Here is a 21,307-nt window from a genome sequence, read left to right as displayed (position 1 = left end):
TCCACCGGTGCGGCACCTCCTGCGGTACCCGCCGGTATCCCGCAGGATGGACGCACGCACACACGGGGGGCCGGTGAGCGAAGGGACAGTATGGACAGCAACGGTCTGACGCCCGAAGTCCTGCGGGAACTGCGCGCGCGGCGCCCGTATCCGGCCGTGTCCCTGACGATGCCCACGCACCGCCGCGACCGTCACAACGAGCAGGACACCGTACGGCTGCGCAACCTGCTCGCCGCGGCGGGCCACCGGCTGGAGGCCGACCCCGGAGTGGACCGCAGGGCCCGCACCGCGGTCATGGAGCGGCTCGCCGAGGCCGTCGCAGAGGTCGATCTGCGCCACGCGCTCGACGGGCTGCTCGTCCTCGCCGACGCCCGGGAGCACCGGATCTGGTACCTCCCGCGCGAGGTGCCCGAGCGTGTCGTGCTCGCCGACACCTACCTCACCCGGAACCTCGTGGCCGCCACCGCGCAGTCCCGCCCGTACTGGGTGCTCGGGATCGCCGCGGACCGCGCGACGCTCTGGAGCGGTTCCGGCGAGTCGCTGCGCGAGCACCGCGTGAACGGCTTCCCGATGACGCCCCCGGAGGAGAGCTGGGACGTCGAGCGCGAGGAACGGGTCGGGAACATCCCGAGCACCTTCAGCGACGAGGAGACCCGCCGCTTCCTGCGCTCCGTCGACCACGCCATGGGCACCGTCCTGGCACGCCGGCCCAGACCACTCCACCTGGTCGGACTCGCCCCCGCCCTCGCCCTGCTGGCGGAGGCCGGCAACGCCACCCACACGGCCGCGGGCCGACTGGTCAAGGGCGGTCTCACGGACGGCCCGGCGCCGGTCCTGCTGAAGGAGATCCGCCCCGTGGTCGAGGAGCACGCTCGCCGCGAGAAGGCCGAGGTGCTGGACCGGCTCGACGAGGCGAAGGGGCGGCGCACCTTCGCCGCCGGGCTGGACGAGGTCTGGGAGTCCGTACGGGAGAAGCGGGCCGATCTGGTCGCGCTCGAAGAGCACTTCCGGCGTACGGTCCGGGTCCGGGACGGCCATCTCATGCCCGTCGGCGACCGGTCCCGGCGCCCGCGACGACATCGTGGACGAACTGGTGGAGTGCGCGCTCGACGGCGGCGCCCGCGTCGTGTTCCTCCCCGACGGCACGCTCGACGGGCACGACCGGGTCGCCGCCGTCCTGCGCTACTGACGGGACGGCGGGACAGCACGGGGGAACGGGGGTACAGGCGTACGGGCGTTACCGACTCCCCCGTGGCCGGCAACGCCCGTACGCCATTCCCCCGTACCCCTGTGCCCCCGTCCCCCGTTCTCCGGCCCCGGTCAGCGACCCGCCGGACGGACCTCCACATCGGCCGCCTTCACGAACGCGATCCGATGCCCGAACTGGATCTGGTAGTACCGCTCCGTGCCCCGCACCACGTGGTGGCCCGCCGGGTCGAAGGTGGCCGCGTAGTAGTACTCGCCCGGCCCCTCGCCCCCGACCACGTACCGCTGCCCGGCGAGCAGCTTGTACGGCAGCGGGGAGACCGGCTGGGCCGGCACGCCCGCCGGGTACGCCGCCGCCTCAGGGTAGGCCCGCCCGTACACCGGGACCTCCGCGAGCCCGGCCCTCGGGGTCAGCACCGGCGCCCGTGCGCCCACCGCCGCGGGCGCCGCGGCGGGATCGAGGAACCACGCCTTCTGCCCGAGGTACCAGATCGCCGTCCAGTCACCCTGCCGCCCCGCCACCGCGTACCGCTGGCCCGTCGAGGCGCGGGCGCCCGTGTCATTGACGTCCGCCGTCGAGTCCTGGCCGCCGGGGCGCAGCCCGGCGTCCTTGACCAGCGGGGCGTTCGCGTCCGGCGCCGTGTGCAGCCGTACGGCGCCCGAACCGTGCGGGGCGCACGCCGTGCCCGCGCTCTCGCACCCGGTGTACGGCGGCCTGCTGGCCGCGTAGTCGGGCCGGATCGTCACCACGGAGGGGCGCCCGCCCCCGCTCGCCCGCAGCGGCGCGCCCAGCAGCTCGAAGTAGTGCGCCCAGTCCCAGTAAGGACCCGGGTCGGTGTGCATCCCCGGGATCGTGGACGCGGTCGTGCCCGGCACGTTGTCATGGCCCAGGATGTGCTGCCGGTCCAGCGGCACCTTGTACTTCTTCGCCAGATACGCGACCAGCCGGGCCGACGAGCGGTACATCGACTCCGTGTACCAGGCGTCCGGCGCGGCCAGGAACCCCTCGTGTTCGAGCCCCACCGACTTCGCGTTGACGTACCAGTTGCCCGCGTGCCAGCCGACATCCTTCACCGGCACGTGCTGAGCGATCCGGCCGTCGGAGGAACGCAGCGTGTAGTGCCACGACACGTACTCCGGATTCTTGATCAGCTTGAGCGTGGTGTCCCAGGAGCCCTCGGTGTCATGGATGACGATGTAGTCGATCTTCTGGGACACCGGCCGGTCCGCCAGATCGTGATTGCCGTAGTCCCCCTCGCCGAACTCCTCGTACGGCGCCGGTACCCAGGTGCAGGAGACCGTGCGCGGGCACTCCGTGCGCGCCGGGTCGCCCGCCCGCAGTCCGAGCCGGGAGAGCTGTCCGGTGTCGGGTGCGACCCCGGGCAGCGCGGACAGCGCCACCCGCTGGCCGCTGTCCGTGGTGCGCCGCTCGCCCGCGCGGATCACCTCGTACACGTCCCGGGCGTAGGCCGCGGCGGTCGCGGAGTCGTCCGCGCCGGAGAACCGGGCGACCGCGCCGTACCAGTCCGCCGGGTCGGCGCTGAGCGGCTCGCCCAGCTCCCGCTGGGCCGCCGCCAGCAGCGCGGCACCGCCCCGGACATTGGCGGCGGGGCTCGTACGCAGCTCCTCGGCGGGCAGCCCGGTCAGCCGGGCGGCGCGGTCCAGGGTGCGCAGCGGCGCGGGCAGTTCCGCGGTCCCCGGCACCGCCACGCGGGCGGGTGCCGTCAGCGGGCGCGCGGTGTCGCCGCGCGCGTCCTCCGTACCGTCCGAGTGGTGCGGCGCCTCGGCGAGCGCGGTCCTGGCGTCGGTGAGATGCATGGGGCCGTAGCCGCCGCTCACGCTCGGCGCGCCGCTGTGCGTGTCCCAGCGGGACTGGAGGTACGAGACCCCGAGGAGCACGCTCGGCGGCACCTGGTACCGCGCGGCGGCCGCCGCGAACTCACCCTGCAGGGATCTGGGTCCCGGCTGCTCCGCGGTGGCGGAAGGGCCGGCCGAGACGAGCGGGAGCAGCAGCGCGGCGGACGCCACGACACCACCCGCCCGCAGTGCGCGCCCGCGTGCCGTTCTTGGTCGCGGGGGGAGAGAACCTTGCAATGCAGCCTCCAGTGACGGGTGGTGTGCTACGTACTGCCGGGCCGATCCGCTTTCCCAGAGGTATCGGCTCCCGGACGATCCGTCAATCAGGCTCCACGGGAAGGATTTCGCACGTCAGCACAGGTTTCCCGAAGTTTCCCCGCGGTGGTGTCCCGGCCTGCGGCGCGTCAGTGGAATGTACCAATGAATGTATATGGCGGAGGGGGCGGAGCTCCGGCCGCCGGCCCACCGTCCCCTCGGACGGCCCCGGGGGCCGGCGGGCCGGGTCAGCGGGTGCCGACCGCGGCGCGCACCGCCCGCCGCGCCATCGCGCAGTCGTCGTGCAGCCGCCGCAGCAGCAGCCGCTGCTCCTCGCCCGTCGGCGCGCCGCCCTGCTGCGCCGCCGCCGACACGCCGGGCCCTGAGGCGGGGGCCTCCCGCATCGCGCGCTGCACCGCGGTCTCGTACATCCGGATCTCCCGCGTCAGCACGAGCATCAGGTTGACGAGGAACGCGTCCCGCGCCACCGGACCGCTGGCCGCGGCGAGCTGGCTGATCTGACGGCGCGCCACCGGCGCGTCCCCGAGCACCGCCCAGAGCGTCGCCAGATCGTACCCGGGCAGATACCAGCCGGCGTGCTCCCAGTCGACGAGCACCGGGCCCGCCGGCGACAGCAGGATGTTGGAGAGCAGCGCGTCGCCGTGGCAGAACTGGCGCATGGTCTGCCGGGCCCCCGCCAGACCGTGCAGCAGCTTCTGGAGGTCTCCCAGATCCCGGTCGGTGAACAGCCCCAGCTCGTGGTAACGGGCGATCCGCGACGCGTAGTCGAGCGGTGCGCCGAACAGATCGGCCTGCGGGCGCCAGGAGTTGAGCCGGGCGATCGCACCGAGCGCGGCCCGTACGTCCGCGCGCGGCGGCGCCTCCGTGGGATGGCGGGTCAGCGCCGCGGCGCGACCGGACATCCGCTCGATGATCAGCGCGCAGTTCTCCGGGTCCGCCGCGATGAGCCGGGGCACCCGGACCGGCGGCCTGTTCCGGACGAACGAGCGATATACCGTTATTTCATGGCGGAACCGTTCCGTCCAGACGGGCGAGTGGTCCAGCAGGCACTTGGCGACCGCGCTGGTCCGCCCCGTGGTCCCGACCAGCAGGACGGACCGTCCGCTGCGGCGCAGGACCTGAACGGGCTTGAACTCGGGGCAGATCCGGTGCACCGCCGTGATCGCCATGCGCAACTGGGCGCCCTGGGGGCCGGACAAGTCGAGTCTCCCGCTCAGCGTCTGGGTGACCGCCCCCGCCCTGAGCCGAGTCCGCCCCGCGTGGGTGGGGTCGAGATACGGTCCGCTGCCCGGGCTGACCGGACGCCCGGACCGGGGCGGGGCGGACACGGAGGACGATGCTGTGTACATGGGCGATACAGATCCCTTCGTGTGCCGACGAGTTACGGCGCCTTCCCGCCCCGGCCGCCGTGAGGCACCCTGGGGAGTACGTCCGGTTGCCGGGCCGGGGTGGCGCGTTCCTACTCGACACCGGCGAACGGGTGGCACACCATCTGGCGCACCCTGGCGAACCCTGGCGAATAGTCGCCAGGTACCTGACTGAGCGTTACTGTCAAGTCAGCCGAGAACCTGGGGGCTTGACGTGAGCGGTGAACCCAACACCCGTCTGTCGGATCTGTTCGGCCTGGCCGGCTGGTCCAAGGGCGAACTCGCACGGTTGGTGAACCGGCAGGCGGCGGCCATGGGCCACCCCCAACTGGCCACCGACACCTCGCGGGTGAGGCGTTGGATCGACATGGGGGAGACTCCGCGCGATCCGGTACCGAGAGTGCTGGTCACGCTGTTCACCGAGCGGCTCGGTCGTGTCGTGACCATCGAGGACCTCGGGTTCGCACGGAACGGACGCGCGGGGAAACGACGGGACTCCGGGAACGCGGACAACCCCGACGCCCTGCCCTGGGCGCCCGACCGGACGGCAGCGGTCCTCACCGAATTCACGGGAATGGACCTCATGCTCAACCGTCGCGGCTTGGTGGGCGCGGGTGCAGCGCTCACCGCAGGCACCGTACTCACCAGCACTCTGACCGACTGGCTGCACGCCGACCCCGCACCCTCCGCCGGCCCTCCACCCGCCGACGATCACCTGAACGCGGAACCCGCCGGGTTCGACCGCTACGAGGCCGCCCCCATCGGGTCCCAGGAGATCGAGGCACTGGAGCGGTCGGTCGAGGTCTTCCGCGCCTGGGACGCCGCCCGTGGCGGCGGACTCCAGCGCAAGGCCGTCGTGGGCCAGCTCAACGAGGTGGGCGGGATGCTCGCCTACCGTCACCCCGACCATCTCCAGCGGCGCCTGTGGGGCGTCGCCGCCAACCTCGCCGTCCTCGCGGGCTGGATGTCCCACGACGTCGGCCTCGAACCCACCGCCCAGAAGTACTTCGTCATCGCCACCCACGCGGCGCGCGAGGGCGGGGACCGCCCCCGGGCCGGCGAGGCGCTCTCCCGGGCGGCCCGCCAGATGATCCATCTCGGCCGGCCCGACGAGGCCCTCGATCTGATGAAGCTCGCCAAGTCCGGCTCCGGGGAGGAGAATCTCCCCCGCACCCAGGCCATGCTCCACACCATCGAGGCATGGGCCCAGGCCTCGATGGGCCGCGGCCAGGCCATGCGCAGAACACTCGGTGAGGCGGAGGACCTCTTCGTCTCGGACAAGGGGGACGTTCCGCCGCCCTGCTGGATGCAGATGTTCGACGAGGCAGACCTGCACGGCATGGAGGCGCTGGCCTTCCGTACCCTCGCCGAACACGACCCGAAGGCGGCAAGGATCGCGCAGGGCCACGCCAAGGAGGCGCTGGAACTGCGCGGCGGCGGACGGCAGCGGTCCAAGATCTTCGACTACATCTCGCTGGCGTCCGCCTGCTTCATCGCGGACGATCCGGAACAGGCCGACCGCTACGCGCGGCTCGCGCTGGTGTCGATGGGGGAGACCTCCTCGCACCGCACCTGGGACCGGCTGCGGGAGATGTACCGGCTCACCGGCCAGTACGCGGGGTACGAGAAGATCGAGGAACTGCGCGAGGAGATCGCACACGCGCTGCCGAAGAGCCCGGGCAGGAAGACGGAACCGGGCCGGGCCGACATCTGACGCCCTGAGGCCCTGAGCGGCACACTCGCTCACAGCTCACAGCTCACAGCTCACAGCTCACAGCTCACAGCTCACAGCTCACAGCTCACCGTCACAACAAAGGGCTCACCGCTCATAGGCCAACACAGCGGGCTCACAGCTCACGGAAGGAATCCGCGAAGGCCCCACCCGGCGCTGCTCAGCGCGTTTTCCCGCCGATCCTGGCGGCCATCACACAGGCGTCGTCCGAGCGCTCGGCCATGCCGAACTCCTCGCCGATCGCCCGTACCCACTCCTGCGCCGTCGACATCCCCGCCATCCGGGGCGCCAGCGCCAGGAGCCGGTCCCGGCGCGTTCCGGTGCCGTCACCCTCACGGGTCAGTCCGTCGGTGTGCAGCACCAGTACGTCCCCGGGCGCCAGCCGGGCCTCGGCCTGTTCGTACCCGGCCCCCGAGGTCGCGCCGAGCAGCACGCCGTCCGGCGGTGTCAGCGCGTGCCCCGTCCCGTCGCGGAACAGCAGCGGGGCGGGGCACGCCGCCTGCGCCCAGGAGAGCGCCCCGGTCGCCGGCCGGTACCGGGCGCAGAGCGCGCTGCCCAGCACGGGCTGTTCCGTGGTGTCCAGAAGCTGGTTGAGGTGGCCCAGCAGTGCCCCCGGCTCGATCCCCGCCACGGCCATCCCGCGCACCGCGCCCAGCAGCATCGCCATGGAGGAGGCCGCCGCGAGGCCGCTCCCGGTGAGGTCACCGAGGGTCAACAGGGTTTCGCCGCCGGGCAGTTCCAGCGCGTCGTACCAGTCCCCGCCGCCCGGCGGGCCGGCCGCCGACGGCAGATGGCGCGCGGACAGCTCCAGCGCGGCCGGGCCGCTCTGCGACAGCCGCAGCGTGCCGCGCCGCGACGGGACGACGGCCTCCTGCAACTCGGTCACGAGCCGGTGCTCGGTCTGGGCGATGTGGTGCGCGCGCTGGACCGACCGGCCGCTCTCGCGCACCGCGCGCTCGCTCCTGCGCAGGGCGCTGACATCGCGGAGGACGGCCCACAAGGAGGCGGTGCAGCCGTCGGCGTCCAGCACCGGCTCGCCCATCATGTGCACCGTACGGACCTGGCCGTCGGCCCTGACCACACGTACTTCGCCGTCGATGGGCTTCCCGTCGATCAGACAGTCCGTCACCATGCCGGTGAGCAGCGACTGGTCGTCGGCGAAGACCAGGGAGGGCAACTCGTCCAGCGTCATCGGCCCGCGCTCACGCGCCCGGCCGATGATCCCGTACATCTCCTCCGACCAGTTCACCTCGTCGGTCAGGAGGTTCCACTCGGCGCTGCCGACCCGGCCGAGCACCGGGGCCGCGCGGGCCGGCCCCTCCTGCGGGGGACCGGCGCCGGCCTCCGTCGTACCCGTGGCACATGCCGTGGGTGTGTGCCGCTGTCCCCGCGGGGGAGCGTCCGGGGAGGGACGGCCGTCCGGAGCGGCACCGTCCTCCGCGGGGCAGTTCTCGACGCGGCCGTCCGCCGGGAGGATCTCCGGACGGCCGTCCCTGAGCTGGTCCAGGTGTGCGCCCAGATGATCCAGCTGGCGTACCGCGAGCTCGCAGAGCGCCCGCTGCCAGCGCCGCAGGGTCTCGTCGTCCGTCCCGTTGTCCTGGCGCACCGCCTCCACGTCCCCGCGCAGCGCGCGGGTCCTGGCGATGAGCGCGTCCACCGTCTCCCGCTCGACAGGCTGCGGGACGGGGTGGTCCGCGAACAGGGGGGACGGCATCTCGTACTCCGATACGGGCGCGGCTCGGCCTGGTCTGGATGATGGACCGTTATGACTGTTGCACAAGCGCCCCGTGCTCGTAAGGCATTTGGCAACACTCGATCCGGTGGTGCTTCTGGCATATGCCGCGGGCTGGTTGATTCTCCTCATGCCATAAATGACGGTCGCGCGTATGTGTCAACCCGACGCCAACCAGGGCGATCGCGCCCGGTACCGGGGACTTCCGTGGCCGCGACGACCGATGGACATGTACGCATGACTCATGCGTACATGTCCATCGGTGGGCTCGCGTCGCCGGCCGGGGCGTGCGGACCGTCAGGTGGCGCGGGGGCGGGCGCACGCCGCCGTGGCGCGGGTCACCAGATCGACTCGACCCACTCCGGGTGGTCGATGAACGGGTTGCGGTTGTGCTGGTACTGGTTGTAGATGACGTCGTTGCGGCGCTTCTCGAAGGCGTCCGGCGGGTCCTCGTCGCTCCACTGCTTCAGGACCGACAGCTTCCCCATCAGGGGGCTGGAGCCGTTGTTGACCTTCTCGTTGGGCTCCAGGTCCGGCCACGAGTCGCCGCCCTCGTACCGGACGGCCATGTAGAGGATCATCCGGGCGACATCGCCCTTGACCGCGTCGCGCGGCTCGAAGGAGTCGGAGTCGGTGTAGTTGCCCGGCGCGCCGGAGACGGCGCTGCCGCCGTTGTCGAAGTCCTTGTTCCCGCGGATGGAGTTGACCTGGACATCCTCCGGGCGCAGGTGGTGGAGGTCGGTGCCGGGGCCGATCGCCTCGCCGAAGCCGCCGTGGGACTTGGCCCAGACGTGCTCACGGTTCCAGTTGCCCGTGTTGCCGCCGTTGCTCGACTTCGATATCGACTTGCCCGTGTACAGCTCGATCACGTTCGAGGAGTTCGCGGGGTCCTGGTCGGTGTTCTTGAGCGCGTCCCAGACCGCCGCGTACGAGATCTTCGTCTGGTCCTTGATGATCGTGTGCAGTGCGGACTTGAGCGCGGTCCCGCTCTTGCCGATCGCGTTCTGGTAGTACGTGTCGTCCAGTGCGGCGGTGGCCGCGGCGGAGGAGGCCGCCGTGACCGCGGCCGGCGGGGCGGCCGCGATCCGGGACGGGGTGGCCGCCGGTGCGGCGGCGGCCGTGGCGGCGATCACCGCGGTGGCGGCGCCGAGCGCCAACAGTGCGCGTCGGGTGGGGAGATGGCGACGGGACATGAGGGAGCTGTCCTCTCCGGGGGGCCGTCGCGGCACACGACCACAGGGTGGGGGCGGTGCCGCGGTGGTCATGAGGAAACGGTTCAGCGGGAGTTTTCCACAGCGCCTGTGTGGGTGTGTGAACAGCTCGTGTCGGTCATGTGCAGGTCAAGTTGCCGAACGGGTTCACGGGCTCGGCGTGAAGTGGGTTGACGGTCGCGCACCCCTGTTGTTGCTGGTTTGCCAGGATTTACGGGGGGAGTTGTGGCAGGCCTGGCGAACTTTGGTCCATACCAACTGCTTGACGCTGCGTCACTTTCTGCCTTAAATCATTGGCGGACAGAACTCTCCGAGGTGGCCCCTTCCCCTGCGCCCACCGCGCATGCCGCCCGGCGTCTTGTCATGCTCATGCCCCCACGTGAAGTGATGTGATGCCCCGTGCGAATCTCCCTGAGACGCCGAGCGACGCTGTGCGCGCTCGCTCTGCTCTGCTGTACCGGCGTGCTGACGGCGGTACCCGCCTCCGCCGCCGTGCCCGATCCGGCCCCCGCCCCCGCCGCCGCGGCGGCCGTGACCTTCAACGACGACTTCAACGGTCCGGCGGGAGCGGCGGTCGACGGCGGAAAGTGGCAGATCGAGACCGGCGACAACGTCAACAACCACGAACGGCAGTACTACACGGCGGGCAACAACAACGCCGCCCTCGACGGCCAGGGCAATCTGGTCATCACCGCGCGCCGCGAGAACCCCGGCAACTACCAGTGCTGGTACGGCCGGTGCGAGTACACCTCGGCCCGGCTCAACACCTCCGGCAAGTTCACCTCGATGTACGGACGCGTCGAGGCGCGGATGAAGGTCCCGCGCGGACAGGGCATGTGGCCCGCCTTCTGGATGCTGGGCAACGACATCGGCAGCGTCGGCTGGCCCAACAGCGGCGAGATCGACATCATGGAGAACGTCGGCTTCGAACCCGGCACGGTCCACGGCACCCTGCACGGCCCCGGCTACTCCGGTTCGGGCGGTATCGGCGCCGGCTACACCCTCCCGGGCGGCCAGGCGTTCGCCGACGCCTTCCACACCTTCGCGGTCGACTGGGCGCCCGACTCCATCACCTGGAGTGTCGACGGCACCGTCTACCAGCGCCGGACGCCCGCAGATCTCGGCGGACGCGCCTGGGCGTTCAACAAGCCCTTCTTCCTCATCCTGAACCTGGCGGTCGGCGGCTACTGGCCCGGCGACCCGGACGGCAGCACGCCCTTCCCGAACCAGCTCGTCGTGGACTATGTACGCGTCACCACGGGCGACAGCGGCTCCGGCGGCACCACGGGCACCATCACCGGGATCGGTGGCATGTGCGTGGACGTGGCCGGGGCCAGCTCGGCGAACGGCACCCCCATCCAGCTCCACAACTGCAACGGCGTCGCCGCCCAGCAGTGGACCGTCGGTACGGACGGTACGATCCGGGCCTTCGGCAAGTGCCTGACGGTGAAGGACAACAGCACCGCCGACGGAGCACCGTTGCAGCTCTGGGACTGCAACGGTGGCGGGAACCAGCGCTGGGGGATCTCCGCCGCGCGGGACATCGTGAACGTCCAGGCCGACAAATGCATGGACGCCACCGGCAACAGCTCGGCCGACGGCACCCGGCTCCAGATCTGGACGTGCGCGGGCACCCCGAACCAGAAGTGGACCGTGAACCGCTCCTGAACCGTCCCTGACCCGGCCGGAGCTGACGGGGGCCCGACGGTATGCCGACGCGTGCCGCCGGGCCCCCGCGGCATGAGCCCGGCGCGGGGTCAGGGGGGCGGGGGTATGTGGGCGGGGTTACGGGCCCGGGTCACGTGCCGGGGTCACGTGCCCGGGTCGCGTGCCCGGGTTACGGCGCGGGCTCCACCTCCAGGAACCGGCGGCGCCGCGGGCCGCGGTAGAGCAGGGCCTCCCAGCCCAGCGGTGCCAGCGCGGCGGCGCACTCCGTCAGGGCACGCTCCTCCTGCCGCGCCGCCCCTGAGCCGTGCGGGCCGAGCCACTCCACCCGTACGGTGCCCGCCCGCTCGCCCGGCGTCACGCGGTACCCCGTCGCGGTCCGCTCGCCGGAGGCGTCCACGGCCGACGCGGTGAGCGAGGCCGCCTCCAGCGCGAGCGCGACCGCCCGGACCGGCCGGCGCAGCTCCCAGGGCGCGGGAACGGCCGCGGGATCGCCGGGCCCGGTGTGGGTCAGCCGCCTGATCTGGAGCAGCCCCTCGAACGCGATCCGCACCTCGGCCGCCCGCTCGTGGTCCGCTGAGGCGGGCGTCGGACCGTCGCCCGTGGCCGCCTCGAACCCGCCGGGCCGCTCCGCTCCGCCCTCGACCGCCATCGCCACCGTCCCCCCACCCCGCCCTCGCCGTTCCGTGCCTCCGTGGTCCGCCCCGGCTCGGGGGAGGTCCCGTACGGCCGATCCTCTCAGCCCGAGGCTCCGGGGCGCACCGGTCCGGGCGGCCGGGGTCCCCGCGTTCGCGTTCTGCCCGGGCTCCCCGGACATGGCGAGACCCCGACCGGACGGGGGGACGCCGGTCGGGGTCGTCAGGGGAGGGCGCGGATGGCGGTCGCCTCGCGGCGATGCGCTCCATGGGGCTTCAGCCGAACGATCTTCCCCACAGGCTTTTCTCAGGTGGGCCCGGGGACTCAGTTCCACCCACACCCTCACCCGTTACAACGGGGCGCCGGCGCGGAATGTTCCCCGGCCCCTCACCGGCCCCCTTCCAGCCCCCGGAGGGGCTCGGGCCCCCGTATGGCCCGGCGCCGACGGGAGGTCGAGCCGGGTCCGGGGGCTCCACACTCCACTATGCATCACGTGTATACCTCGTGTGTATAGTGCGACGCGGTTCATTTGCCGCCACCGGCGCCTCCTGGGCGCGCCGGTTCTTCGCCATGCCGTGAGCGGACCGGGTGCCGCCGGTGGACGCCCGGCCGCGGGTGCGGCATGCCCCGAGAAAGAGGTTTTGTCGTGTCTCGTCACCTATGGGCCTGTGGGAAGCGAGCCTCCACCGCGGTCGTGGCGGTCGTGTCACTGGTGCTGACGCTGGCCGGCTGCACGTCGTACGCCCGCTACACCCCCGAGGACGCCAGGAAGGACGCGAAGAAGGGGGCGGCCCTCGCCCCCGGCGCCGTCGACTGCGCAAAGGCCCGCTGCATAGCCCTGACCTTCGACGCGGGCCCCTCCGCGCACACGCCTCAACTGCTGGACATCCTGAAGAAGGAGAAGGTCCACGCGACCTTCTTCCTGCTCGGCAGGAACCATGTCGTCAAGTACCCCGATCTCGTGCGCCGGATCGCGGACGAGGGGCATGAAGTCGCCAGCCACACCTGGTCGCACAAGATCCTCACGGAGCTGGACGAGGACGGCGTACGCGAGGAACTCACCCGTACCCAGGAAGCCGTCGAGAAGATCACCGGCCACCGGCCCACGCTGATGCGCCCGCCGCAGGGCCGGACCGACGACCAGGTCTCCGAGGTGAGCCGCGAACTCGGGCTCGCGCAGATCATGTGGAGCGCCACCGCCAAGGACTACGCCACGACCGACTCCGCCCTCATCGAGAAGCGCATCCTCGACCAGGCGGACCGGGACGGCATCATCCTGCTGCACGACATCTACGACGGCACCGTGCCCGCCGTCCCCGGCATCATCGGGAAACTGAAGGAACGCGGCTACACCTTCGTCACGGTCCCCGAGCTGCTGGCCCCCGGTACCGCCGGTCCCGGCAAGGTCTACAAGCCCTGAGGCGGCGGGCGGCCTTCTCTGCTGGCGGGGGCGGGGGACCGGTCGTACGGTGAGGGTAATGGATCTCCAGGAGACCTGTGCGGTCGGACAGGCGGCGTGATGGCGAACAGCGAAGCGGGGTCGGGCAGCCCGATCTGCGCCCATCTCGCGGATGTCGAGGAGGTGACCCCGGACAGCGAGGACAGCTGCCCGGAGTGTGTCGCCCTGGGGGACACGTGGGTGCATCTGCGGGAGTGTCAGACGTGCGGCCACATCGGCTGCTGCGACTCCTCCAAGAACAAGCACGCCACCGCCCACTACGCCGCTTCCGGACACCCGCTCATCCGTTCGTACGAACCCGGCGAGGGCTGGTGGTGGTGTTACGAGGACGAGATCGTCTTCGAGGTCGAGGGAGTGGGGCCGGAGCGCCCCGTCTGACCGCGCCACACCCCGGCAGGGCCGGAGACCGTCACCCTCAGGTCGAGGGTGAGGGCCGACCGTCCCGCCGGAGTGATGTGCGGTGTGGGTCAGCCCGAGGTGACGGTGAAGAGCGCGCCGTCCGGATCGCGGAGCGTCGCCTCCCGCAACGGTGTGTCCCGCGGGACCGGCGAGGTGTCCTCCGGCGAGACCAGCGCACCCCCGGCGTCCAGCGCCGCCGCCACGGACCCGGCCGCCTCGGGAACCCGGAAGTAGACATGCCAGCGCGGCCGGAGCTGCGGATCCGGTGTGGCCTGCACGGCGCCGCCGCGGATCTTGGCGACGATCTGCTCGTCCTGGCGCAGCACCGCGTGGTCGTCCTCGTGGACGAGTGTGAAGCCGTCCTGCTTCTCCGGCGCCCAGCCGAGGACCTGACCGTAGAAACGGGCCGCGTCCCGTGTGTCGCGCGTCCGCAGCTCCAGCCACGCGGGCGCACTTCCCCGGCCCACCGTCCAGTCGGAGCGCACCGCGCCCTCCCAGATTCCGAAGGCCGCCCCGTCGGGGTCGGTGGCGAGCGCCGCGCGGCCGGAGTGGAAGGCCAGCGGCCCCACCGCGACCGTGGCGCCGCGCTCCCTGATCCTGGCCGCCGCCTCGTCCACGTCGCTCACCGCGAAGTACGGCGTCCACGCGACGGCGACCTGGAGGGACGAGGCGAGCGCGCCGATCCCCGCGACGGCCATCCCGTCCGAGAGCGCGACACAGAAGTCCTCGCCCAGCCCGGCGGGGCGGTACGTCCAGCCCAGCACATCACCGTAGAACGCCTGGGCCGCGGGCAGTTCGCGCGCGAGCAGACTCACCCAGCAGGGAGCGCCGGCCACCGTCTGTGAGTCCATTTTGTTCCGCTCCTGCTCCCGCTCCACACCGCACACTCCGCCCTCGTCAGACACGTCTCGCTCATGCGTATTGCCGCTGTTGGTGTCTTTACTCTGCCAGGCCGTTCGTTGATGTCCCGCCGGGCCGGGGCCCTGGCCGCCTTTGGCCCGGGGCGTCCGGACGGGGACGTCAGCGGGTGGCGTCCGCCAGGGCGGTGCCGGCCTTCGCCGCGGTGGGCTGCCACAGCGTGGTGACCGGCTCCCAGACCCGGATGGTGCCGGACGTGCCCACGGACGCCGCGCCGAAGCGCGTGCCGCGGTGCGACGGGTCGCCCGCGACGGTCAGGTACGCGACGGTGCGGGACTCCTCGGCGGCCGGGTCGAGCATGCGTACCGCGGCGTACGCGGAGCCGCCGGCGGCCAGCAGGTACGGTGCGCTCCCGGCCGGCGGCACGGGCTGCGCGGCGCCGTCGAGATCCCCGAAGGTGACGGTGGGGACGCGGTCGACGACGCAGGTGGCGCGGCCCTTGTTGGTCACACTGATCCGCACCACATGGGGGGTGGCGGACCGGGCGGCGGTCACCGTGACGGCCCCCTCGCGGCAGACGGCGACGGCCGCGGAAGGAGCCGCGGCGGGCGCGGCGGCGGCGGCCGGGGCGCCGGTGGCGACCGGGAGAAGGACGAGAGCGGTGGCCGCCGGGGCGACGAGGGCGGGACGGATACGCATGGTGTGGTTCCCCGTTTCGGTTGGGCCGGTGACACGTGAGGGTGGCAGGCGATCGGTCGTCGCGGCACCGCCTCGGCCAGGTGTCCTTACCGGATCTCTGTTCGCCCGGCGTCGGTCGCGCTGTGCCGCTTGACCTCCAAGACACCTGAAGGGCCAAAGAGGTTGTGCCGGTCACCGGTGTCCGGTCGCACCCGTCACACGTCCTCGGTGGTCCGGCCGCCCGGGTGGCGGTGGCGCCAGAACCCGAGCACGCAGCAGGAGACCAGCGTCCAGCCGGCCAGCACGGCGAACGGGAACACATGCTGCGCGTTCCCGAAGTACACCGCGGTGTGCTGGGCGTTGACCGAGGCCCCCGGCGGCAGCCAGCGCCCGATGTGCCCCAGCGCCGACGGCAGCAGCGGCCAGGACACCGCACCACCGGACGACGGGTTGCCCAGCAGCACCATCAGTCCCCAGGTCGGCAGCATCGCCCACCGCCCCATCAGGGTGTTGAACATGGTGAACACCATGCCGGACGTGAACATGGTGAACGCCAGGATCAGCCACGACTCGACGAACGGCAGCCGCAGCGCGCCCAGCAGCCAGTCGACCACCGAGGCGATGGCGAAGGCGCCGAGCAGCGAGTACGCGACCGTGAACGCGACGCGTTCACCCGGGTTGAGCCCCCGCGCGTGGACGCTCAGCTGGATGGCGCCGACAAAACCGACGATCACGGCCGCCAGTGAGATGTAGAAGAGCGCGAGCCCGCGCGGGTCCCCCTTCTGGAGCGGCTTGACATCACTGATCCGTACGGGCACCCCCACCGCTCTGCCCACCGCGGGGGCCGTCTCGGTGAGCACCTGCGCCACGGAGGCCCCGGCGGCGCCGGCGACGGCGAAGTCGACTCCGGGGGGCCGGAACGTCAGGATCGCGAACACCTCCTGCTGCTCCACCGCGCGGCGGGCCGCCGCGTCCGTGGGATAGGGGTGGAGTTCGAGCGACGCGGCGAGGGCCTTCTCCATGCCCTCCACGAAGGCGCGGGCCTCCGCGGTGTCGGTGGGGCCCACCACGGCGGCGGGGATACGGTGCGGCGTCGGGTTCGCCATGTTGTACGTGTACGAGCCGGCGAAGAGCCCGGCCGCCGCCGAGACGATGAACAACAGCACGACGGCGGGGAGAAAGGGCGAAGCGGTGAAGGCCCTCCAGTGCTCCGCCGCCCTCGTCCGGGCGCGCGGCACGCGGTGGGCGCCGGACTCGGTACCGGGGCCGGTTTCGTGATCCGCGTCCATGAGAGCACCGTAAACCACGTGAACCGCACATATCGGATGGCGTCGGCGTGCGGTGTCAGCGCAGCAGAAGCTGCAGACCCCCGAGAATCGTCGCCCCGATCACCAGCCGCTCGAAGAGCCGTTGGTCGATCCGGTCCACACATGCCTTGCCGATGAGGGCGCCCGGTATGACGAACAGCGCGAGCACGGCGTCCAGGAGCAGCGACGGCCCGTCGATCAGCCCGAGCCCCACGCTGAAGGGCAGCTTCGACGTGTTGACGATCAGGAAGAACCAGGCGGAGGTGCCGAGGAAGCCGAGCTTCGCGAAGCCCGCCGAGAGCAGATAGAGCGACATGACCGGGCCGCCCGCGTTGGCCACCATCGTGGTGAAGCCACCGAGCACACCGTACGAACGCGCCTTCAGCCGGCCGGTGGGCGCCCCGGACACATCGTCACCGTCCCCCTCGCCGCCCTCTCCACTGCCGCCGCCCGCCGCCGCGGCCTCCGCGGCCTCCGCCGCCTTCCGGGCGGCGCGCCGCCGCCACACCGTGACCCCGGCCATCAGCAGCAGGATGGCGCCGATCGAGGTACGGACGGCCGCGTCGTCCGCCCAAACCAGGAAGAGCGTGCCCAGCACCACCCCCGCGGCGACCGCGGGGAACAGCCGCCACAGGGTCGGCCAGTGGGCGTGGCGCCGGTACATGAGCACCGCGAGCACATCGCCGACGATCAGGACGGGCAGCAGCACCCCCGTCGACTCACGCGCGGGCAGCACGGCGGCGAACACGGCCAGACTGACCGTGTTCGCGCCGCTCACCGCTGTCTTCGAGAAGCCGACGAGTGTCGCCGCCGCGGCGAGCGCGGCCATTCCCCACCAAGAGATGTCCATTGCGGCAACCGATGCTATGCCCCGGACTTCACGGAGCGTCGGGCGGGGACGGCACCCGGCCGGTCAGACGGGCACCGGCCCCGCGACCGGACGTTCCAGCCGGCCGCCGCGCGCCAGCGCGCCCACCGCCGAGGCGCACGCCAGCCCGGTCACCGTCAGCACCGTCCAGGGCAGCCAGCGCACGCCCTGGCGCTCCGCGAGGTCCCACAGCGCACCGGTGGCGAGATTGCCCAGCGTGATGCCCAGCCCGGAGACGGTGTTGTAGAGGCCGTAGTGCGTGGCGACCAGCCGGTCGCCGGAGAGCGCGACCACCGTGTCCATCTCGAACGGGTAGACCACCGCGCTCCCGGCGGCCAGTGAGACGACGGCCGCCAGCAGCGCGGCGAGCACCCCCAGCCGCGCCCCGCGACCGTCCCCGGCCGGGACGAGCGCCAGCGGCAGGAACGCCAGCCCCATGACGGCCAGCCCCCGCACCAGCGCCCCGTGCGGACTCCACCGCCGCGTGGCCCACCGCGTCAGCCGGAGCTGACCCGCCACCGCCACGATTGCCGACACCACGAACAGCGCGCCGGTCGCCTTCTCGGCGGCGGGGCCGAGCGCGTCGGACGCCGCCAGCGGCAGCGCCAGATAGACCTGGAACGTCAGTACGTACGAGCCGATCATGGCGACGGAGAACAGCAGGAACGGCCGGTTGGCCAGCACCGTGCGCCACTGCGCCGTCAGCCCCGCGGGCCCGCCGGGGCTCCCCGCGCCGCCCCGGGCCGGCAGCGCCCGCCACTGGAGCACCGTCAGCGCGGCGAAGATCACCGCGGCGGCCGTGCACACCAGCCGGAAGTCCGCGGCGAGCAGCAGCAGGCCGACCGGCGGGCCCAGCACCATGCCCGCCTGGTAGTAGACGTTGAAGGTCGCGAAGGCGGCGACCCGCCGGTCACCCGCCTCGGCGGCCAGATAGGCGCGCACCGCCGGGTTGAACAGCGCCCCCGCGAACCCGGTCGCCGCCGAGGCCACGATCAGCGCGGGCAGGTGGTCCGCCCAGCCCAGCAGCGCGAAGCCCGCCGTGCGCAGCAGACAGCCGGCCATGATCGGCGCCTTGTAGCCGAACCGGTCGGCGAGGGTGCCGCCGATGAGGAACATGCCCTGCTGGGAGAGGTTGCGTACGCCGAGCACCAGACCGACCGCCCACGCGGCCAGCCCGAGCCCGCCGGCGAGATGCGCCGCGAGATAGGGCATGAGCATGTAGAAGGCGAGATTGATGGCGAACTGGTTGGCCATCAGCAGCCGCGCCGCGGGCGAGAAGGAGAGCGTGCCGGCCCACACCCCCGCGACCGGGTTCCGGCCCGCTCCCGCTCCGGAAGCGCCGCCGGAGGGCGTCCGCGGTGTCCGTCCCCGCTTCACCGGGCGGCTCCCGTCGTACCGGGGACGCCGTTCACGTCGGTCGCCGCACTCGGGGTACGGACGGGCTCCGCGAGCGGATCCACCACCGTCGTGCACCGCGTCCACCGGGTGACCGTCCGCACGCCCGGGTGCGCGATCTCCTCCGGCTCCTCGGCGGGGCGCACCCCCAGCAGCCCGTGCTCACGGCAGTACGCGTCGTCGAACACCGTGCCGACGTAGCGCTGCGGGCCGTCGGGGAACACCGCCACGATCCGCTCCCGTACCGGCCGGACCCGGGCCAGCCAGCGCGCGACCAGCGCCACCGCCCCCACACTCCACCCGCCGGTGGCATAGCGCGCCCGCGCCAGCAGCCGCGCCGCCCAGACCGCCTCGTGAGCGGCCACCCAGTGCACCTCGTCGAAGAGCCCGTAGGCCACGTTGCGCGGATGGATGCTGCTGCCGAGCCCCCGCATCAGCCGGGGCGCCGCGGGCTGGCCGAAGATGGTCGAGCCGGTGGTGTCGACACCCACCACCCGCAGGGCGGGGAAGCGGTCGCGCAGCACGGACGCGATCCCGGCGGAGTGCCCGCCCGTGCCCACACTGACGACCAGGGTGTCGACGCGCCCGAGCTGGGCCATCAGCTCATGGGCGAGCGGCCGGTACGCGGCCACGTTGTCCGGGTTGTGGTACTGGTCGGGACACCAGGCGCCGGGGTCCCCGGCGAGGAGTTCCGCCACCCGCAGCCGGCGCGCCTCCTGCCAGCCGCCCACCGGGTGCGGCGTCCGCACCAGCTCGATGTCGGCGCCGTACGCGGTCAGCAGACCGGTCATCAGCGGCTCCATGCCCGGGTCGGTGACCACGGTGACGGGATGACCGAAGGCCACCCCGGCCAGCGCCAGCCCCAGGCCCAGGGTGCCCGAGGTGGACTCCACGATGCGCGCGCCGGGGCGCAGTGTGCCCCGCTCGCGGGCGCGCGCCACCATGTACAGCGCCGTACGGTCCTTGATCCCACCGGGGTTGTGGCCCTCCAGCTTGGCCCAGAAACCCCGTTCCACGGCGGTGAAGGGCGCGCCCACCCAGAGGGTCGGGGTGTCGCCGACGAGCCCCGCGGGGCTCCGCGCGGGCAGTGCGGACGGGGCGCCGAGACGTCCGGGGAAGGGGCGTGCGGTCCTGACGGACGCGCCGACGGGTGCGTCGGCGGGTGTTTCGAACGGATTCATGTGCGCGGTCTCCTGCGGCCGGACGCGCGGGGCGCCCGGTCCTGGTGGTGTGAACTCGGAACAGTCGGTCGGCCGTCGGGGTCGCGGACGGTGAGGACGGCGCGGGCGGCGCGGGCGGCACCTGCGCCCGGCCCGCCGTCAGCGGCCCGTGACCGCCGTCAGTTCCGCCACACCCCGAGCGCCGCGCGCCGCCGGTGGTCCGGCTCCGCCCCGGCTCCGGCGGGCGCCCCGTCGCGCGCCGGGTGTACGGGCGGGGCCGCCGTGTTCCGTACGGCGGTGCCCCCCGGCAGGGTCCGGTCCGCCGTCGCCGCGGCGAACCCGTCGGGGCGCTGCGGCAGCACGCTCGGCTCGTCCGTGTCGGTACAGGTCGACGCCCCGTGCGAGGCGCGTCCCGCGCATCCGGCGGCCGGGAGCGCGGGCTCACCGGCGGACGGCTGGTACGCCACGACCGACAGGCCGGCCGGGACACCCGCCGACGGGGCGGCCGGGACCGGGCCATGGGCGCAGCCCAGCACATGCAGCAGTGCGGCCAGCACGGTGAACAGCACGGTGAGCGGCACGCCCCAGGCCCTGGGGCGTGCCATCGGCCCCCCGGTCGTCCCGCCGCTCGCACCACTCATGTCGCGCAGCGTATGTGATCGGTGACCCGTTGTGCTCACCGGGCCGGAAAAACGGAGGACACCGGCCCATCCGATTCCTTACGCTTGCCCCGGTCACGGCACCCCGCCGCGCGGACCGCGCGCGACGGCCGGGGACGGGGCGGTGGCCACCGGGCACCGAGAACACCGAGAACAGGGAGAGGCGCATGCGGACAGCCGGGCGACGGATCGACGAGGTGCTCGCGGGATACCGGCCCGACGACCCGGCGGAGGCCGCGGACGTCACCCGCGTACGCGACCTCGCGCGCGGCGCCGAGGATCCCTGGCTGCGTTCCATCCCGCTGCATGTGACGGCCTCGGCCCTGATCACCCACCCGGGCAGCGGCCGCGTCCTGATGCGCCGGCACCCCCGGATGAACACCTGGCTCCAGGTCGGCGGCCACGGCGACCCGGGGGAGACCGACCCCCTGGACGTCGCGCTGCGGGAGGCCCGCGAGGAGACCGGGCTCCGCGATCTGACACCCTGCCCGGACGCGTCCCTCGTCCAGGTGGTGATCGTGCCCGTGCCCGCGGGCGGCGGCGAGCCCGCGCACGAACATGCCGATCTCCGGTACGTCCTGGCCACGGCGGAGCCGGACACGGCCCGCCCGGAGAGGCCCGACGCCCCGCTGCGCTGGATGACCCCGGCCGAGGCGCGCGAGGCCACCGGCGAGGAGAACGTCCGCGAGGCGCTGCGGCGCGTCGAGGGACTGCTGGTGACGGCGGTCGGCTGAGAGCCTGTCGGGTCCGGCGCCTGTCGCCTGCTGCTGTGCTCAGGTAATCACCCTCGGTTCAGGCCCAGCTCGCCGACGCGTACTCCGGCCTGGAAACGCGAGCCTGCG

General features: G+C 72.7%; 17 protein-coding genes and 1 pseudogene. 6 read left to right on the top strand and 12 right to left on the bottom strand.

Annotation, left to right across the window (positions count from 1 at the left end; translation table 11 throughout):
* Nucleotides 1–90 precede the first annotated feature (90 nt).
* Nucleotides 91–1,189, top strand: a pseudogene (locus tag AB0P17_RS40145) (chemotaxis protein).
* A 131-nt stretch (nucleotides 1,190–1,320) separates the two neighbouring features.
* Here AB0P17_RS40145 and AB0P17_RS40140 read toward each other — a convergent pair.
* Nucleotides 1,321–3,234 (bottom strand): peptidoglycan recognition family protein, encoded by a 1,914-nt coding sequence (locus AB0P17_RS40140; RefSeq protein ID WP_365819488.1) that lies wholly within the window; start codon nucleotides 3,232–3,234, stop codon nucleotides 1,321–1,323.
* 332 nt (nucleotides 3,235–3,566) lie between these two features.
* Nucleotides 3,567–4,688, bottom strand: coding sequence for an aminoglycoside phosphotransferase family protein (locus AB0P17_RS40135; RefSeq protein WP_365819486.1), 1,122 nt, complete (start codon nucleotides 4,686–4,688; stop codon nucleotides 3,567–3,569).
* Between the two features lie 232 nt (nucleotides 4,689–4,920).
* On the opposite strand from AB0P17_RS40135, the gene AB0P17_RS40130 reads away from it, so the two are divergent.
* Nucleotides 4,921–6,420 (top strand): hypothetical protein, encoded by a 1,500-nt coding sequence (locus AB0P17_RS40130; RefSeq protein ID WP_365819484.1) that lies wholly within the window; start codon nucleotides 4,921–4,923, stop codon nucleotides 6,418–6,420.
* Nucleotides 6,421–6,598: 178 nt separating this feature from the next.
* On the opposite strand, the gene AB0P17_RS40125 is transcribed toward AB0P17_RS40130, so the two are convergent.
* Nucleotides 6,599–8,152, bottom strand: a complete 1,554-nt coding sequence (locus tag AB0P17_RS40125; protein ID WP_365819482.1) for a SpoIIE family protein phosphatase — start codon at nucleotides 8,150–8,152, stop codon at nucleotides 6,599–6,601.
* Between the two features lie 356 nt (nucleotides 8,153–8,508).
* Nucleotides 8,509–9,363, bottom strand: a complete 855-nt coding sequence (locus AB0P17_RS40120) for an endonuclease (protein WP_365819480.1) — start codon at nucleotides 9,361–9,363, stop codon at nucleotides 8,509–8,511.
* Nucleotides 9,364–9,810: 447 nt separating this feature from the next.
* Here AB0P17_RS40120 and AB0P17_RS40115 point away from each other — a divergent pair, with 447 nt between their 5' ends.
* Nucleotides 9,811–11,049, top strand: a complete 1,239-nt coding sequence (locus AB0P17_RS40115; protein ID WP_365819513.1) for a family 16 glycosylhydrolase — start codon at nucleotides 9,811–9,813, stop codon at nucleotides 11,047–11,049.
* 169 nt (nucleotides 11,050–11,218) lie between these two features.
* Here AB0P17_RS40115 and AB0P17_RS40110 read toward each other — a convergent pair whose 3' ends face one another.
* Complete coding sequence (locus AB0P17_RS40110) at nucleotides 11,219–11,698, bottom strand: hypothetical protein (RefSeq protein WP_365819478.1); 480 nt, start codon at nucleotides 11,696–11,698, stop codon at nucleotides 11,219–11,221.
* Between the two features lie 606 nt (nucleotides 11,699–12,304).
* Between AB0P17_RS40110 and AB0P17_RS40105 the strand changes: the two genes are divergently transcribed.
* On the top strand, nucleotides 12,305–13,102 hold the full coding sequence (locus AB0P17_RS40105) for a polysaccharide deacetylase family protein (protein ID WP_365819475.1): 798 nt from the start codon (nucleotides 12,305–12,307) through the stop codon (nucleotides 13,100–13,102).
* Nucleotides 13,103–13,201: 99 nt separating this feature from the next.
* A complete protein-coding gene (locus AB0P17_RS40100) occupies nucleotides 13,202–13,519 on the top strand; it encodes a UBP-type zinc finger domain-containing protein (RefSeq protein WP_365819473.1) in 318 nt (105 codons plus the stop codon).
* Between the two features lie 89 nt (nucleotides 13,520–13,608).
* On the opposite strand, the gene AB0P17_RS40095 is transcribed toward AB0P17_RS40100, so the two are convergent.
* The 7 genes from AB0P17_RS40095 to AB0P17_RS40065 all read right to left on the bottom strand — a co-directional run bounded on the left by AB0P17_RS40095 (nucleotide 13,609) and on the right by AB0P17_RS40065 (nucleotide 20,447).
* Nucleotides 13,609–14,391 carry a VOC family protein gene (locus AB0P17_RS40095; RefSeq protein WP_365819471.1) on the bottom strand — a complete coding sequence of 261 codons (783 nt, stop codon included), beginning with the start codon at nucleotides 14,389–14,391 and terminating at the stop codon, nucleotides 13,609–13,611.
* Nucleotides 14,392–14,560: 169 nt separating this feature from the next.
* Nucleotides 14,561–15,097: a DUF4232 domain-containing protein gene (locus tag AB0P17_RS40090; protein ID WP_365819469.1), complete on the bottom strand. Its 537-nt coding sequence runs from the start codon at nucleotides 15,095–15,097 to the stop codon at nucleotides 14,561–14,563.
* A 194-nt stretch (nucleotides 15,098–15,291) separates the two neighbouring features.
* Nucleotides 15,292–16,365 (bottom strand): ABC transporter permease, encoded by a 1,074-nt coding sequence (locus AB0P17_RS40085; RefSeq protein ID WP_365819467.1) that lies wholly within the window; start codon nucleotides 16,363–16,365, stop codon nucleotides 15,292–15,294.
* A gap of 55 nt (nucleotides 16,366–16,420) precedes the next feature.
* Nucleotides 16,421–17,233 carry a sulfite exporter TauE/SafE family protein gene (locus AB0P17_RS40080; protein WP_365819465.1) on the bottom strand — a complete coding sequence of 271 codons (813 nt, stop codon included), beginning with the start codon at nucleotides 17,231–17,233 and terminating at the stop codon, nucleotides 16,421–16,423.
* Between the two features lie 63 nt (nucleotides 17,234–17,296).
* Complete coding sequence (locus tag AB0P17_RS40075; RefSeq protein WP_365819511.1) at nucleotides 17,297–18,505, bottom strand: MFS transporter; 1,209 nt, start codon at nucleotides 18,503–18,505, stop codon at nucleotides 17,297–17,299.
* A 119-nt stretch (nucleotides 18,506–18,624) separates the two neighbouring features.
* On the bottom strand, nucleotides 18,625–19,827 hold the full coding sequence (locus AB0P17_RS40070; protein ID WP_365819463.1) for a PLP-dependent cysteine synthase family protein: 1,203 nt from the start codon (nucleotides 19,825–19,827) through the stop codon (nucleotides 18,625–18,627).
* A gap of 158 nt (nucleotides 19,828–19,985) precedes the next feature.
* The gene (locus AB0P17_RS40065) at nucleotides 19,986–20,447 is read right to left on the bottom strand and encodes a hypothetical protein (RefSeq protein ID WP_365819461.1); all 462 of its coding nucleotides are present in this window, start codon (nucleotides 20,445–20,447) and stop codon (nucleotides 19,986–19,988) included.
* 185 nt (nucleotides 20,448–20,632) lie between these two features.
* Between AB0P17_RS40065 and AB0P17_RS40060 the strand changes: the two genes are divergently transcribed.
* On the top strand, nucleotides 20,633–21,199 hold the full coding sequence (locus AB0P17_RS40060) for an NUDIX domain-containing protein (protein ID WP_365819459.1): 567 nt from the start codon (nucleotides 20,633–20,635) through the stop codon (nucleotides 21,197–21,199).
* The last annotated feature ends 108 nt before the right edge of the window (nucleotides 21,200–21,307 follow it).

The sequence above is a fragment of the Streptomyces sp. NPDC088124 genome (genome assembly GCF_040685895.1).
Classification (GTDB): Bacteria; Actinomycetota; Actinomycetes; order Streptomycetales; family Streptomycetaceae; genus Streptomyces.
This window is presented reverse-complemented; position numbering and strand designations above follow the sequence as displayed.